Below are 14,439 nucleotides of genomic sequence, written 5' to 3'. Positions count from 1 at the left end.
GCGTCCAACCTCTGTCGGGATGGCTACAGTTCACCGGCCGGAGGAACCCGGCTCGGCACGGTTTTTTCCAAGCTAGTCGGATCTTCGCCGCCGATTGGCGCAGCCGGCGGCGCGTTTCAGGCGCTCTGGCGCAATCGTGCGATATCGCGCATCGGCGGCGCGCCGAACACCCGGCTGTATTCGCGGCTGAACTGCGACGGGCTCTCGTATCCCACGCGGCTACCGGCGCTGGCGGCATCCAGGGCCTCCACCAGCATCAACCGGCGTGCCTCCTGCAGGCGCAGTTGTTTCTGGAATTGCAGCGGGCTCATGGCCGTCAAAGCCTTGAAATGATGGTGGAGCGACGACGTGCTCATGTTCACCTCGCTGGCCAGACGTTCGATCTGCAGGGGCTGGTGGAAGTTCTGCCGGAGCCAGTTGACCGCCCGACTGACGCGGTGCCCCTGCGTGCCACTGCTGGCGATCTGGCGCAACTGTGCACACTGCTCGCCGCGTAGCAGGCGGTAGAGGATTTCCCGGCGAATGAGCGGCAGCAGTGCAGGAATATCTTCAGGGTTGTCCAGCAGACGCAGCATCCGCAGTACAGCATCCTGCAAGGGAGCGCCCAGACCGCTCACGGCCATGCCGCGCGGACAGCCCTGGACGTCTGGCGCTGGGATATCCAGGTCCATCAGCAGACTGCCGATTTCCGCCGGGTCCAGGTCCAGCCGCAAGCTGAGAAAGGGAACCTCGGTGCTGGCCTCGATGACCTGGCCGATCACCGGCAGGTCAAGCGACACCACCAGGTACTGCGACGGGCCGTACAGATAGCGCTCCTCGCCCAGCAGCACTTGCTTGCGCCCCTGCACCACCAGACCGACAGCGGGCTCGTACAGGCAATGAAGAGGCTCGCTTGGGAGCGATGCGCGGTACAGTGTCAAGCCGTGGATAGCCGTGGGACGGATGCCGTCCTGTCCAGTGAATCGATCAATCAAACGCACCAGCTCATGCTGCTGTGGCGCGGCCGCCAGGCTCTGTATTGGCGCAAGGGAGGCTTGTGGATTCATGGTCTCGACCCCGGGCAACGATGGGCCAACTTTATCCAAGCCCTGCCCTCGCGTCTCGCGCTGGGCAGCGGCCTAGGAGGATCAGGCAAGAATCCAGCAGAATCCGGCTATCCTCTCTGCCGCCTCGCGCGGCAAACTGCCCGATATCTGAAACCGTAGGCTGGCGCTGGGTCAAAGGCAAAACCCAACAAGGGAACCGATCCTGTCTTGGGCTTCACTGCACTTCGCAACCACCCTACGGCCCGCTGGATTAGTCGGCGACCTGCATCACCACGCGACCACCCGGAGGGCAAGTCTCCATGTATCGGTTGGCATCGGCGAAGTCTTCGAAGGCAAACACGCGATCAATCGGCGGCTTCAACAGTTGGTCGCGAGTCAGCTGGTTGATGTGCTCCAGGGCGCGCTTGACCAGCGCTTCGTTGGGCTCGATGCCCATTTCAGGCGAACCGGTGAAGTCCAGCACGCAATGCCGATGGAACTGCAGGTGCTTCTTGAATGCGGCGCAGGCTGGGAACGCGGCGTCATTGCCGCCGTTGACACCGTAGAGAATGAGTTTGCCACGCGTAGCGGCAACATCACCCAGCAGTTTCAGCTGCTGGCCGGCGCACTGGTCGAGCACGATTTCGACGCCCTTGCCTTCGGTGATGCGCTCGATTTCGAGGACCAGATCCTGCTCCTCGGTCACGATGATCTTGTCGGCACCCAGTTCGCGAAGGAACGCACGGCTCTCCGGATGACTGGTCGAGGCAATGACCTTTGCACCCAGTGCCTTGGCCAGTTGCACGGTCTGTGGCGCCAGGCAGTGCCCAGCCTCGGTGATCAGCACATGCTGGCCAGCCTTGAGCCCACCCAGGTCCACCAGGGCGAAATAGGCCATCAGCAGCGGCGTGTAATGCACAGAAGCTTCGATGGGCGTCAGGGTATCGGGATAAGCAACCAGGCCATTGCGCGGCATCACCACGAGGTCACCCCAGGCCGGATGACGGTTCGGCGTACTGGCAGGAAAGCTGGCCACGGGCGTGCCAGGAACAAGGTCATCGACACCGGGACCGACGGCCTCGACCACACCCGCCAGCTCGAAGCCCAAGCCAGATGGAAGTTGGGTCGGCTGCTCAGCCGCCAGGTTCTGCCGCCAGAGCACGTCCTTCCAGCCCACACCCAGGGCCTGAGTGCGTACCAGAACTTCACCCGGGCCCGGAACAGGGCTCGGCAGCTCTTCCAGTTTGAGCACTTCGGGGCCACCGAATTGATGGAAACGGATCATGCGGGACATCACATACCTCGCCTTTTGGCTCTTTATAGCCCCGGACTTTATCCGGGCTTAGAACACAAAACCACCCGTGCCCATCAATAGTTGTCATGAACGCGGATGATGCGAACCTTGACGTCAGCGCGCAGGGCCTTCACCTTTCACACATTAATTACGGATGATTCCATGAACCGGAACGACCTGCGAAAGGTTGACCTCAACCTTTTGATCGTATTCGAGACGCTCATGCACGAGCGCAGCGTTACGCGCGCCGCCGAGAAGCTTTTCCTCGGCCAGCCAGCGATCAGCGCCGCGCTCGCCCGCCTGCGCACATTGTTCGACGACCCGCTATTCGTCCGTACCGGCCGGAGCATGGAACCTTCGGCGCGAGCGATCGAGATTTACTCCCTGCTCACGCCAGCGCTGGACTCCATCTCCACCGCCATCAGCCGCGCCGCAGATTTCGACCCCGCCACCAGCACCGCAGTGTTCCGCGTTGGCTTCTCGGACGATGTCGAGTTCGCCTTGCTTCCCGCCCTACTCCGCCGCCTGCGAGCCGAAGCGCCCGGCGTGGTGCTGGTAGTGCGCCGCACCAACTATCTGCTGATGCCCAACCTGCTGGCCTCAGGCGAGATTTCCGTTGGTGTCAGCTATACCGAGGAGCTTCCCGCGAACGCCAAGCGCAAGACTTTGCGGCGTTCCAAGCCCAAGCTGCTACGGGCAGACGCGGTTCCGGGCGCCCTGTCACTGGACGATTATTGCGAACGCCCCCATGCACTGGTGTCCTTTGCCGGCGACCTGGCAGGTTTCGTCGACGAAGAATTAGCGAAGGTGGGCCGGCAACGCAGGGTCGTGCTGGCCGTTCCCCAATTCAACGGCCTTGGCACGCTGCTCGCCGGCACCGACCTGGTGGCGATGGTACCCGACTACACCGCCGCAGCCCTGACTTCCGCAGGCGGCCTGCGCGCTGAAGATCCACCGCTGCCCACGCGGGCGTTCGAACTCTCCATGGCCTGGCGCGGCGCTCAGGATAACGACCCGGCCGAACGCTGGCTGCGCTCGCGCATTCAGATGTACTGCGGTGATCCGGATAGCCTGGGATAGGCCCACTCTGCAGTGGGGGGTCGCAGTGGCTGCCCTTCGCGAATGAATTCGCCCACTCAGCTGCGCCGGGTGCACCATGAGTTACCTATGCCGAATCTGGTGCGCGCGGCGCACTCTCCATCGCGGTCTAGGACCGTGGGCTCGGCACCCGCCCGAGATTGACCGTCAGCGGCCAGCTCACCTCGCGCAAGGCACCCGGCTTACCCCAGGCAGCTTCGAACTGTGCTCGTAGTGAGTCCAGGGGATTGCGGCCATGGGTGGCCTGGTAAGTCGCCAGGGCGGACCAGCTTTCCAGGTAACCGAGTAACCGAGCCAGGTCCCAGCGGGCGTTCAACGTGGAGACCGGCACCTCGATGCGTTCGAAGGGGAATGGCAAGGTCCGATAGCCCTGTTCGACGTGCTTGCGCTCCTCCGCCCAGTAAGGCCCGAGGATGTCGTAGTAGAGACGATTGACCAGCACATCCAGCTCCGGCGTGATCTGCAGCAGATTGTAGGAAATCACCGCCAACTGGCCGCCAGGCTGGGATACACGCCGCACTTCTGCGTAGAACCGATCGAGATCGAACCAATGCAGCGCTTGGGCGACCACGGTCAGCGAAACGCTGGCATTCGTCAGCGACGTCGCTTCGGCTGGCTCGCAGCGGTACTCGATGTTCGCCGCCGCCTCGGCTTTCGCCAACTGCTGGGCATTCACATCGGTTCCCACCACCCGCTCGAAATGTCGCGCCAGGTCGACAGTAGCCTGGCCAGAGCCGCAGCCGCAGTCCCAGGCCAGAGTACGGTCCGGCGCCTGTTGGCTGAGCCAGGCGAATAGTGCGGGGTCGTAGGTCGGGCGGTTGGCGCGGTAGGCGTCGGACTGACGGGAAAAGAGTTCGCAGGTGTTGGACATGATGAGGGGCCTCATCGGGTTCGGGGCCTGAGGAGCGGCGCAAGCAACCTTATCTTCCGGCCCCCCTCCACTTCAGGGAGATTGGCCGGGAGAGAGGCCAGGACGCGGACTTAACGCAACCGATCCACCATCGCGGCAATGACCGACAGCACATCCTTGCCAAGGCGCTTGGAACGAGCGCCGTTCCAGCCCGTATGCGGGTGGGGATTGTCGTCATGATCCTTGAAGGGCATTTCGATGGTGAACGACAGGCAGTCAAAAGCCATCCCGACGGCGTTGCAGGCCAAGGTGGTGTTGGCCTGGCCCGGTTCGTCGCGTGGATAGCCGAACTGGGTCTGGAACTCGGCACCCACAGCTACCAGCCGCTGACGGAACTCGCTTTCCAGGAACTCCAGGCGTGGGCTGTAGCCGGGGTTTCCCTCGCAGCCGGCAGTGAACACATGGGGGATTTCCTCGTCGCCGTGGATGTCGAGGAAGAGGTCGACGCCGATCTTGCGCATTTGCTGCTGGACAAAGAAAACCTCAGGCGTTTCAGTGTCGTTGGCCGACTGCCAGGCGCGGTTGAGGTCCTTGCCGGCGGCGTTGGTGCGCAGATGGCCACGGAAGGCGCCGTCCGGGTTCATGTTCGGAACCAGGTAAAGGTCGGCCTTCTGCAACAGGGCATCGAGTTCGGTGTCATCGCCTTTCTGTAGGCGTTCGATCACACCTTCCATGTACCACTCGGCCATGTGCTCGCCAGGATGCTGCTGGGCGATGATCCAGACCTTGCGCTTGGCGTTGGGATTACGGCTGATGCACAGCAGCGGAATCTCACGTCCTTCGATGCTCTTGCCGACGGCAACCACCTCGGCGCCGGCCTTGTCCAAGGCCTCGCTGACCAGCCAGTCGTGGCGAGCGCGGCTGTAGGGCTCGAAATAGGCGAACCAGATCTGCTCGTGGGTCGGTTCCAGACTGAAGTGCAGCCCCTTCTCGTCGAAGCTGCTCGGCACGCGGAACCAGTTGACCTGGTCATAGGAGGCGGCAGCGTTATAACCGGTCCAGGCATGGCTGTACGCGGACTGCGGAGCGTTGGTCAGGCTGAAGCCATAACGTTCGCCCTGCTTGAGTCCCTCGACCTTGAAATGGAACCACTGGAAGTGGTGGCTCTTCAGGTCCGGGCGCATGGCAAGCAGCACCTGGTGCGGGTTGCTGGCATCTATCACTTCGATGTTGCCGCTGTCGAAGTCCGAACTGATCTTCATGGGTACCTCATGGCGAATGCTTCACGGTGCCCCACAGGATCGCAGGTCGGGCACGGGGTGGAAATCGTCGGGGCGACATGGACGGACAGCCAGCACCCCACGGTGGTCAATCCGCCTGTTCGAGGCGGGCCAGGCGCGCTTCCAGCTCGGCGACGCGGGCTTCCAGTTCGTCGATCCGGGCATCCGCGGCGGCGCGGGACTCGGCACGCTCGGGCATGCTGGCACGGGCCTCCAGCAGCGCTTCGAGGTCAGCCGGATCACCCATCAGGTGCATATAGCGATCCTCACGCTGGCCACTCTGGCGCGGCAGCAGCGTGGCTAGGCCGCGGCCGATCAGGCGCTCGAGCTGATGGCGGACGTGCTCGGTATCGTCAAAGTCGGCCATGCGATTGCTACGGGTAAGCAGCTCGCTGAGGGTTTGCGGGCCACGCAGGAGCAGCAAACCGATCAAAATCAGCTGCGGCTGCACAAGCTCCAGCGTCTTGTCCGCGCGCTGTTCCCAGCGGTCGGCGCGGCTACCCATGACGAGCCTTGCCAGCCCACGGGCCTCCAGGCTGCGCATTCCCTGACCAGCCTGGCCGGGGTTCAGGTTCATCACGGGCTCACGGCTGGTCTTCTGGTTGCTGGCCAGCACCAGGGCGTTGAGGGTCAGCGGATAGGCCTCGGGCGTGGTGGCTTGCTTCTCGATCAGGCTGCCGAGTAGCCGGGCCTCTGTGGCGGTGAGGGGTTCTTCGGCGAACAGTGCATGAATCTCGGTGGACATTGCGGTATCCGTCTGCTGAAAAGTGCCACTAGCCTAACGTGACTGGCGCCAGTCGGCAGCAGCTATTGGGAAAAGCGCTTCACGAGGAAGTCGATGAACGCCCGAACCTTGGTCGGCAAGGGCCTTCCGGGGGGACATACAGCATAGATTTGCGAACTGGGAAGCGGAAAATCCCGCAACACTTCCTCCAACTTGCCACTGGCCAGGCTTTCCTCCAGCAGGAAGCGCGGCAGGGATACCAGTCCAAGTCCATTCACCGCGGCTTGCACCAATGCCTCGCCGTTATTCGCCAGCAGCCGCGGGCGCACCGGCACTGAACGCCACTCGCGGCCCATGAGAAATTGCCACTGGCTGCTGTTGGCGCGGTTCTTGTAGCCAAGGCAGGTGTGCTTGCGCAGGTCGTCCGGCACTTGCGGCCGGCCATGGGTATCCAGGTAAGCCGGGCTGGCGCAGACTGCGTGGGGGCACGGTGCCAGTTCACGGGCGACAAGGGTCGAATCGCTGAGGCGACCGATGCGCAGGGTGATGTCGTAGCCTTCGTTGACCAGGTCGACGTAGCGGTCGTTGAGGTCCAGTTCCACGTCCAGCCCTGGGTGCGCGGCCATGAAGTCGTTGAGCGCCGGAGACAGGTACTTGAGACCGAAGGACATCGGCGCGGCCAGGCGCAGGCGGCCACGCAGCTCGGTCTGCAGACTTCGGGTGGCCTCCTCGGCCTCGGCCAGGTCACGAAGGATTCGCTGGGTGCGTTCGAAGTAGTCGATGCCGGTTTCGGTCAGGCTCAGGCGCCGGGTGGTGCGGTTGAACAGGCGGCATTCCAGATGTTTCTCCAGCGCGCTCATACGGCGGCTGACCACTGATTTGGCGATGTTCAGGCGTTGCGCCGCCGCGGAGAAGCCGCCGGCCTCCACGACAACCACGAACACCCGCATGTCTTCGAACAGGTTCATGGCGTGCTGCCTGTGAATAGCGATGAGCCGTTATCACACGTTTAGCGGGTTTGGGCATTGGCATTTTTTTGTTAAGGGCAGCCCCAAGTAGAGCTTCGTGGGTGGGCCAAGCACCTGTAGGGGCGAATTCATTCGCCAAGGGCAGCAGAGCTACCCCAATCGGACTCCCAGCACACTCCCTCGGCCTACTTAGCGATTGAAATCGCCGCCACAAGCAGCCTGCCCAGCATCAGCCCCTAGCACCACCCTCCCCTCCACCACCTTCACCGCCACGGCATCCAGCCGGCTGCCTTCGCAGGGGCCTTCGATGCAGTGCCCGTCCTCGAAGCGGAACATTGCGCTGTGATGAGCGCACATCAGTACCTGGCCACGGTAGGTGCAGAACTCACCGGGGCGGTAGTCCAGGCCGACGGAGAAGTGCGGGCAGCGGTTACGATAGCCCCACACCGCCTGGCCCCGGCGGACCAGCACCAGGCACACCGAATGACCGCCCAGCCGAGCGTCCAGGGCCAGGGCGCCGCCCTCAGCGATGTCTCCGATTGCGCAAAGGTCCGTCATCCGCGCAGCTCCGGGTTGCCCAGGCCCCAGTGCCAGGGCCGGATCTCTACCTGATCGAACAGCCCGGCCTGCATGTAGGGATCATCGCTGAGAAAAGCCTGCACATCGCCAAGGCTCATGGCCTCGACCACCAGCAGGGTACCGTTCATATGCCCGTTGCCGCTGTCGAGGGTGGGGCCGCCCAGGCGAACCACCACCCGATGCGGATAGGGATTTCGCAGGTGCTCGCGGTGCGCCGGACGCACCTCGCTGCGCAATGCCTGCAGACCGGGTTTGTCGGTGGCGAAGATTGCGAAATATTGGCCCATGGCTCAGGCGCGCTCCAGCACGAAGTCGTAGCTGGCCAGGCTGAAGGGCCCGGTGAAGTCATACCGGACCGCCAATGGATGGTCCGTCTGGCAAGGTTCATAGACCACCTTGAGCGAGTCCTTCACACCGAACACCACATCCGACTCCAGGTAGGGGTCGTCATGATTGAACAGGTGGGTGACCAGCGTCCGGTGTCTTTCGGCCTTCACCATGAAATGCAGGTGCGCCGGGCGCCAGGCATGGCGGTTGGTGGCTTGCAGCAAGCGGCCCACCGGCCCATCGGTGGGAATGGGGTAGCTCACTGGAAGGATGGTGCGAATGGCGAAACGGCCCTGATCATCCGTGCGGTACCGACCGCGCAGGTTGGCCAGCGGCTGGGCCGGGTCCTGCCCGGAGTACATACCGTTCTCGGCGCTCTGCCAGACGTCCAGCACTGCTCCGGAAATCGGCTCGCCTTGCGCATCCAGCACTCGCCCCTGGACGAGGGCCGGCTGGCCAGGGGTGAGCGCCATGCTCTCGCCATGGCCGCGCTCGGGCATGCCAGTCATATAGAAAGGCCCGAATACCGTCGTTTCGGTGACGTCCTCGCTGGCCCGATGGTTGATGGCATCCACCAGCATGGAGAGGCCAATGACGTCGGAGAGCAGGATGAATTCCTGCCGAACCACGCCATCGCACATCTTGCCGGTGTCCGTGAGAAAGCGGATGCCGTGCAGCCACTCCTCTTCGGTCAGCTCGACCTCGCTGGCGAACGCATGCAGGTGGTGCACCAGGCCCTGGACGATCTGGCGCAAGCGTGGGTCAGGCGTATTGGCGAAACTGGCTACAGCTTGGGAGGAGATTTTGGCTTCGTTGGGCGGGATGTTGTTCATGGTGTGTTCCCGTAGTGGGTGGCTGTGAGTTCGGGACGAACATCCCTCACCCCCAACCCCTCTCCCAAAGGGAGAGGGGAGTTTCTCCTACTCAGGTGGCAGGCCCTGCCAGGCGCGGGTCAGGAGGGCTTCGATGGCGCCCTGCTCAAAGGGGCGAGGGTTGTAGTAAGGGCTGGAACAAGCGATGCGTGCAGTCTCGGCCGGGCCTTCCGTGGGCAAGCCGATTTCCGCCAGGGACGCTTGAATGCCCAACTTCTGGTTGAGGGCGAAAATCAGTGGCCCTACCTCATCCGCCTCCTGCCCACCCAGGGCGCGAGCGGCGCGGCGCAGGGGCTCAGCAGCGGCCTCACGGTTGTAGTGCGCGGCGTGCGGCAGAACCACGGCGTGGGCCTGGGCGTGCGGCAGATTGAAGGTGCCGCCGAGGGTGTGGCAAAGCTTGTGGTGGATGGCCATACCGACGGAACCCAGGCAGATGCCAGCCAACCAGGCGCCGTAGAGCGCGCGACTGCGCGCCTCGGCGTTTTCGGGGTTGGCCACCACGCCCGGCAAGGCCTCGGCCAGGGCGCGAATCGACTCCTCGGCCATCAGGCTGATGATGGGGTTGGCGTCCTGGGCGTAGAGCGCTTCCACGGCATGGGCCATGGCGTTCATGCCCGAGCAGGCCGAGATGGCGGCAGGCAGCGTCAGGGTCAGTTGAGGGTCGTAGATGACCGTCTTCGGCAACACGCGGAAGTCACGCCCGGTCTTCTTCAGGCGGTTTTCGGTGAGGCCGTAGATCGGTGTCATCTCCGAGCCAGCGTAGGTAGTCGGCACCCCCAGGATCGGCAAGCCGGACTCCAGCGCAATGGCCTTGCCCAGGCCGATGGTGGAGCCACCCCCGATGGCCACGCAGCAATCAGCATCCAGGCGCGCCGCCTCTTCCCGAGCGGCCCGTGCCACCTCGATGGGCACATGCATCACTGCCTCGGGGTAGACCCCAGCGGCACGCTCGCCAAGGATGGCTGCGACCCGTTCCCCCAGGTGGCGCTGCTCGGGCGTGGTGAGGACCAGCGCACGGCGCGTACCGAGCTTGTCTAGCTCCTCGGACAACGAGTCCAGGCGGCCCCAGCCGAATACCACGCGGGAAGCCAGGCCCTGATAGACGAATGGATTCATGGTCGACCTCAACGTTTGAAGTGCGGTGGAATCTTGGCGTCCACATTGACCCACACCGAACGGGCCTCGGTGTAGTCGTGAATGGCCTCGAAGCCCATCTCGCGGCCATAGCCGGACTGCCCGAGACCACCAAAAGGACTGCCGGGGCTGACACGCTTGTAGCAGTTGATCCAGCACATGCCGGCGCGGATATTCGCCGCCATGCGATGGGCCCGTTGCAGGTCCCGGGTCCAGAGGCCACTGCCAAGACCGTATTGGGTGCCGTTGGCAATCGCCAGCGCCTCTTCGTCCGTGGAGAAGCGCAGTACGGTTACGAAGGGGCCGAAGACTTCCTCCTGAGCCACGCGGTGATCCGGTTTCGCTTCGACTACCGTCGGTTCAATGTAGTAGCCGTCGGCCAGGGCTGGGTCCTGCGGGGCCTTGCCGCCGGTCAGGACCTTGCCGCCCTGGGCACGGGCGATATCGACATAAGCAAGCACCCGATCGCGATGTTGCGCCGAGGTCAACGGGCCCATCTCGGTGTTGGGATCGAGCGGGCTGCCCAGGTGGATGGAGCGCGCAAGACCAATGAAACGCTCGAGGAACTCGTCGGCGATGCGCTCGTGCAGGATCAGCCGCGAGCCCGCGATGCACGCCTGGCCCTGGTTATGGAAGATCGCCCACGCCGCACCATTGACAGCTGCATCGAGGTTCGCGTCGTCGAAGACGATATTGGCGCCCTTCCCGCCCAGCTCCAGCTGCACCCGCTTGAGGTTACCTTGGGACGCTTCGACGATGCGCCGCCCGGTGGCGGTGGAGCCTGTGAAGGCGATCTTGCCCAAATCTTCATGCTCGGCCAGGCGCTGGCCGGCGGTGTGGCCGTAGCCCGGCACCACGTTGACCACGCCATCGGGAAAGCCCACTTCCTTCATCAGTTCGGCGATTCGCAGGGTCGACAACGGCGTGATCTCCGAGGGTTTGATCACCACGGTGTTGCCGGCGGCCAGGGCTGGGCCCATCTTCCAGCTGGTGAACATCAGCGGGAAGTTCCACGGCACGATCTGCCCGACTACACCGATGGGCTTGCGCTGGACGTAATTGAGAAAGCCCGCCTCGACCGGAATCACCGCGCCTTCGATCTTGTCGGCCATGCCGCCAAAATAGCGGAAGCAGGCTGCGGTACGCGGCACGTCGAGGCTGCGCGAATCGCGGATCGGATGGCCGGTATCGAGGGACTCCAGCTGCGCCAGCTCTTCGGCGTTCTCCTCGATCTTGTCTGCCAACTTGAGCAGCAGGCGCCCCCGCTCGGCGGCGGACAACGCGGCCCAGGCCGGAAATGCACGCTTGGCTGCGGCCACGGCCAGGTCCACATCCTCAGTTTCAGCCGCGGCGATATGGGTGATCAGCGTTCCATCGTGCGGGGACAGGACTTCGATGGTCCCGCCCTTCACTGCCGGCACGAAGCGGCCGTCGATGAAGAGTTGGTTCTGCATGAAAATCTCCGGGTGCCGCCGGATGAACGCGGCGACCATGGGTGAAATACGTTTTGTCCCTTCGCCCCTCCGGGGAGAGGGCTAGGGAGAGGGGGTTACGGAGCCGAGAACAGGTTGCCGTCACACCGGCCCTCTCCCGAAGTGAGAGGGCGCAGGCGATCAGAACTCGACCGGATACGGTTTCAGCTCACCGCTCTCATAGCGCTGCGGCAGGTTCGGCGTGGCGTTCTCCCACACCAACAGCATCGAGCGCTTGGTCGAGTAGCCCTGGTGGCGGATGTCCGCCGGCATGGCGCAGATATCACCGGGGCGCATGGTGATACGCGCACGGGGACTGCCATCGTCCTTGTCCGCCACGTCCCAGATGATTTCATCGGACAGTTGCAGGAACCACTCCACGCGATCATTGCCGTGGAACACCGGGAGGATGAACTCTTCCGTGGTGGGGCAGAACAGGCTGGCCTTGCACACCGAGCTGACCGAGGGGTTCCACGTCACGTCGGAGCGCGACAGGTACTTGTAGAGGTTGAAGGCATGCAGTTCGCCTTCGAAACCCTCGGCGGCATGGATTTCCGGCTCGTCCTGGGCAACATCGGCAAATTGGCGGTTGACCGGCAGGTCGTCACGCAGTGGAGAGTCGTCCGGCAGCCCCGGCATGCGCCGGGTGGAGACACGGAAGCGCTCGATGGCTTCGAGATTGTCGCCACGCTTGCGACCAAAGGCGCTGCCGGTTTCTTCTGGCGCCGCAAAGGGGTCGAAGCCGGCATTGGTCCAGTCCCGCAGGATGGCCTTGAACGTGGCCATGATCTTCGGCGTCTCGAACTGTTCGGTGTAGTCGACGCCAGCGGCCTTGAGCACGCCATTGAAGGTGCCGGCATAGAGATCGACCCTGCCGTAATGGTTGCGGGTACCGATAACCTCATCGAAGTTCACCCAGCCATAGAAGAAGCCCCAGGCTACGTCACGCATGGTGGCGCGCAGGAAGGCGTCGGCAGGGATCAGGTGCGAGCGCTCCTGGCCCTTGGCCGGCCACTGGATACGCACGAAGTATTCGTCGCGGGACAGGGTGAAGGCGCCCAGCTTGAAGGCGCGGTAGCCGGTAACGGCATCGGGAAGGCTGGCTTCGACTTCATCGGCAGCGAAGCTGGCGGAGGTGTCGACGGTTTCGAGCATGGCCATGGTGGTTGTCCTCTTGTTCTGGTTGTCGGTCGGGGCTGTGTCACTTCAGGCAAATGTCTGCCCACTTCTCCACCGACAGCGGGCCCTGGATGGTTTGCAGCAGCACGACACCGGGGCACGCGCTCTCGAAGCGATAGGCGCAGCCTGCCGGCAGCAGGCACTGATGGCCGCGCTTGAGCAGCACGTAGCCCATGGGCCGGCCCTTGGGCTGCTCGCCCGCCAGGCGGGTGCCCTCGCCCTCGACAAGCGGCTCGTCCAGCTTGAGGAAATCGGCACGGATGTCGCCATCCACGGAGATCGCGAATTCATCGTGAGCGCAGGTGTACCAAGGGGACTGCCCTTCGGCGCGCAGAGTCTCGATCACATAACCCAGGTTCAGCCCGACCACCACTTTCTCGTAGGGCGCGGATTGCCGGGCAACTTCGAAGATATTAGAGAAGGCGTAATGGCGGGCTTCGCCCTGGATGATCTCGATCGAGCCCTTGCGGTAATTATCGAAGGAGCCGAATACGGTACGGAATGCGGCAGTGCTCATGTCATTCACCGTTGTTGTTGTAGTTGGTGCAGCCACGTTACGAGCCGGGGCACCGACCAACAATTCCAAGGCTGGCGACAACAGTGTTTGCAAAACGCGAACAGCGGGCGGAGCGCTCTATTTCGGTCACCTCCCCCCTGGGGGTCGCACTTTCTGGAAGGGGTGAATGCCAAATATCTGGAGAAATAGAAGGAGACAATGGCCCGAATAAATCGAATTAATCGATTACTTCAATCAACGTATAAATTTGTTCCAGATCAGCCGAATCCGAGCAAATAATGCTTATAGGCGATTGTTTTGTAAGTATTTTTCACCTCCATCATTGACGTTGATGGTTAACATCACGAGGCATCACTTCTTCATCGAATTTGTTTCCGTAACATGGGCCCCGTAGACGAAATTCACCCCCCTTCCATCGAGGTCCCATCATGAAAAAGCAAATCCTTGCCGGCCTGTTCATCGCCACCCTGTCCGCCACCGCTTTTGCCCTACCCCAAGGCGCGACCGTCGCTGAAGGAGGTGCTGATCGCACTGATTCCTTCCGCGTTGCCGAAAACGGTTCTGACCGCACCAATGCCTTCCGTGTCGGCGAAGGTGGTTCCGACCACACCAATGCCTTCCGCGTAGCTGAAAACGGTTCTGACCGCACCAATGCCTTCCGTGTCGCCGAAGGTGGTTCCGACCACACCAATGCCTTCCGTGTCGCTGAAGGGGGTGCCGACCGCACCAGTGCTTTCCGCGTAGCTGAAAGCGGTTCTGACCGCACCAATGCCTTCCGTGTCGCCGAAGGTGGTTCCGACCACACCAATGCCTTCCGTGTCGCCGAAGGTGGTGCCGACCGCACCAGTGCTTTCCGCGTAGCTGAAAGCGGTTCTGACCGCACCAATGCCTTCCGTGTCGCCGAAGGTGGTGCCGACCGCACCAACGCCTTCCGTGTCGCCGAAGGGGGTGCCGACCGCACCAGTGCTTTCCGCGTAGCTGAAAGCGGTTCTGACCGCACCAATGCCTTCCGTGTCACCGAAGGTGGTTCCGACCACACCAATGCCTTCCGCGTAGCCGAAAGTGGTGCCGATCGCACTGGCGCCAACCGCATCAGCTGATCCCTGGAGCAGACCTGAGG

At 63.0% G+C, this 14,439-nt stretch carries 15 protein-coding genes; 2 read left to right on the top strand and 13 right to left on the bottom strand.

Translation table 11 applies throughout. The features are described from left to right. Nucleotides 1–116: 116 nt before the first annotated feature. The gene (locus OXH74_RS20520; RefSeq protein ID WP_375738597.1) at nt 117–1,046 is read right to left on the bottom strand and encodes an AraC family transcriptional regulator N-terminal domain-containing protein; all 930 of its coding nucleotides are present in this window, start codon (nt 1,044–1,046) and stop codon (nt 117–119) included. A 250-nt stretch (nt 1,047–1,296) separates the two neighbouring features. Continuing rightward, the gene (locus OXH74_RS20515; protein ID WP_215381616.1) at nt 1,297–2,319 is read right to left on the bottom strand and encodes a zinc-dependent alcohol dehydrogenase family protein; all 1,023 of its coding nucleotides are present in this window, start codon (nt 2,317–2,319) and stop codon (nt 1,297–1,299) included. A gap of 162 nt (nt 2,320–2,481) precedes the next feature. Between OXH74_RS20515 and OXH74_RS20510 the strand changes: the two genes are divergently transcribed. Next, on the top strand, nt 2,482–3,399 hold the full coding sequence (locus tag OXH74_RS20510; RefSeq protein ID WP_375738596.1) for a LysR family transcriptional regulator: 918 nt from the start codon (nt 2,482–2,484) through the stop codon (nt 3,397–3,399). Between the two features lie 127 nt (nt 3,400–3,526). Here OXH74_RS20510 and OXH74_RS20505 read toward each other — a convergent pair whose 3' ends face one another. The 11 genes from OXH74_RS20505 to OXH74_RS20455 all read right to left on the bottom strand — a co-directional run bounded on the left by OXH74_RS20505 (nt 3,527) and on the right by OXH74_RS20455 (nt 13,319). Then, nucleotides 3,527–4,288, bottom strand: coding sequence for a class I SAM-dependent methyltransferase (locus OXH74_RS20505; protein ID WP_375738595.1), 762 nt, complete (start codon nt 4,286–4,288; stop codon nt 3,527–3,529). Between the two features lie 110 nt (nt 4,289–4,398). Further along, nucleotides 4,399–5,529 (bottom strand): M14-type cytosolic carboxypeptidase, encoded by a 1,131-nt coding sequence (locus OXH74_RS20500; protein ID WP_375738594.1) that lies wholly within the window; start codon nt 5,527–5,529, stop codon nt 4,399–4,401. Between the two features lie 106 nt (nt 5,530–5,635). Then, complete coding sequence (locus OXH74_RS20495; RefSeq protein ID WP_375738593.1) at nt 5,636–6,292, bottom strand: YceH family protein; 657 nt, start codon at nt 6,290–6,292, stop codon at nt 5,636–5,638. 62 nt (nt 6,293–6,354) lie between these two features. Beyond that, nucleotides 6,355–7,239 (bottom strand): LysR family transcriptional regulator, encoded by an 885-nt coding sequence (locus OXH74_RS20490; RefSeq protein WP_375738592.1) that lies wholly within the window; start codon nt 7,237–7,239, stop codon nt 6,355–6,357. A 189-nt stretch (nt 7,240–7,428) separates the two neighbouring features. After that, nucleotides 7,429–7,797, bottom strand: coding sequence for a Rieske (2Fe-2S) protein (locus tag OXH74_RS20485; RefSeq protein ID WP_375738591.1), 369 nt, complete (start codon nt 7,795–7,797; stop codon nt 7,429–7,431). Continuing rightward, nucleotides 7,794–8,105 (bottom strand): YciI family protein, encoded by a 312-nt coding sequence (locus tag OXH74_RS20480; protein ID WP_375738590.1) that lies wholly within the window; start codon nt 8,103–8,105, stop codon nt 7,794–7,796. The genes OXH74_RS20485 and OXH74_RS20480 overlap by 4 nt, the downstream gene beginning before the upstream one ends. Before the next feature lie 3 nt (nt 8,106–8,108). After that, nucleotides 8,109–8,978, bottom strand: a complete 870-nt coding sequence (locus OXH74_RS20475) for an intradiol ring-cleavage dioxygenase (protein WP_375738589.1) — start codon at nt 8,976–8,978, stop codon at nt 8,109–8,111. 87 nt (nt 8,979–9,065) lie between these two features. Continuing rightward, nucleotides 9,066–10,133, bottom strand: coding sequence for a maleylacetate reductase (locus OXH74_RS20470; protein ID WP_375738588.1), 1,068 nt, complete (start codon nt 10,131–10,133; stop codon nt 9,066–9,068). Between the two features lie 8 nt (nt 10,134–10,141). Continuing rightward, on the bottom strand, nt 10,142–11,605 hold the full coding sequence (locus OXH74_RS20465) for an aldehyde dehydrogenase family protein (RefSeq protein WP_375738587.1): 1,464 nt from the start codon (nt 11,603–11,605) through the stop codon (nt 10,142–10,144). 159 nt (nt 11,606–11,764) lie between these two features. After that, entirely contained in the window at nt 11,765–12,784 is a 1,020-nt protein-coding gene (locus tag OXH74_RS20460) for a hydroxyquinol 1,2-dioxygenase (protein WP_375738586.1), read from the bottom strand. A gap of 40 nt (nt 12,785–12,824) precedes the next feature. Then, the gene (locus OXH74_RS20455; RefSeq protein ID WP_375738585.1) at nt 12,825–13,319 is read right to left on the bottom strand and encodes a hydroxyquinol 1,2-dioxygenase; all 495 of its coding nucleotides are present in this window, start codon (nt 13,317–13,319) and stop codon (nt 12,825–12,827) included. Nucleotides 13,320–13,747: 428 nt separating this feature from the next. Between OXH74_RS20455 and OXH74_RS20450 the strand changes: the two genes are divergently transcribed. After that, complete coding sequence (locus tag OXH74_RS20450; RefSeq protein WP_375738584.1) at nt 13,748–14,419, top strand: hypothetical protein; 672 nt, start codon at nt 13,748–13,750, stop codon at nt 14,417–14,419. The last annotated feature ends 20 nt before the right edge of the window (nt 14,420–14,439 follow it).

This window comes from Metapseudomonas boanensis, assembly GCF_042232855.1.
GTDB classification, from domain to species: Bacteria; Pseudomonadota; Gammaproteobacteria; order Pseudomonadales; family Pseudomonadaceae; genus Metapseudomonas; species Metapseudomonas boanensis.
The sequence above is the reverse complement of the archived record's forward strand: the minus strand, read 5'-3'. Positions and strand labels throughout refer to the sequence as shown.